The 230-nt window shown below is 66.5% G+C and carries 1 protein-coding gene; it reads right to left on the bottom strand.

What is annotated here, in order from left to right:
• Positions 1-182: hypothetical protein (locus tag ACLJNW_RS29105; protein ID WP_410962153.1), on the bottom strand; the 182-nt coding region annotated here is incomplete at its 3' end.
• Positions 183-230: the final 48 nt, after the last annotated feature.

Here is a 230-nt window from a genome sequence, read left to right as displayed (position 1 = left end):
ACCTGGTTCAGCGATTGTTCCAACTGCGCATCGCTGACCTTCTCGCCACCGGAGGAACTCCCCGCCCACGGGTTCGGCAGCGCCGCGGCGCCCGGCGGCGAGTAGAACAGGGCGGCGCAGAGGCACAGCAGCAGGGCCGCCAGGACGCGGGAGCGAAGGGTGAAGCGGGCGATGATCGGCACGAGAAAGGCAGTCCCCAAGGTGAGAAACCGAAACAGCCGCATCATACA

This window comes from Salmonella sp. SAL4457 (assembly GCF_046548235.1).
Lineage (GTDB): Bacteria > Pseudomonadota > Gammaproteobacteria > Enterobacterales > Enterobacteriaceae > Salmonella > Salmonella enterica.
Note: the sequence above shows the minus strand (reverse complement) of the source record. Positions and strands in the feature narration are given on the sequence as shown.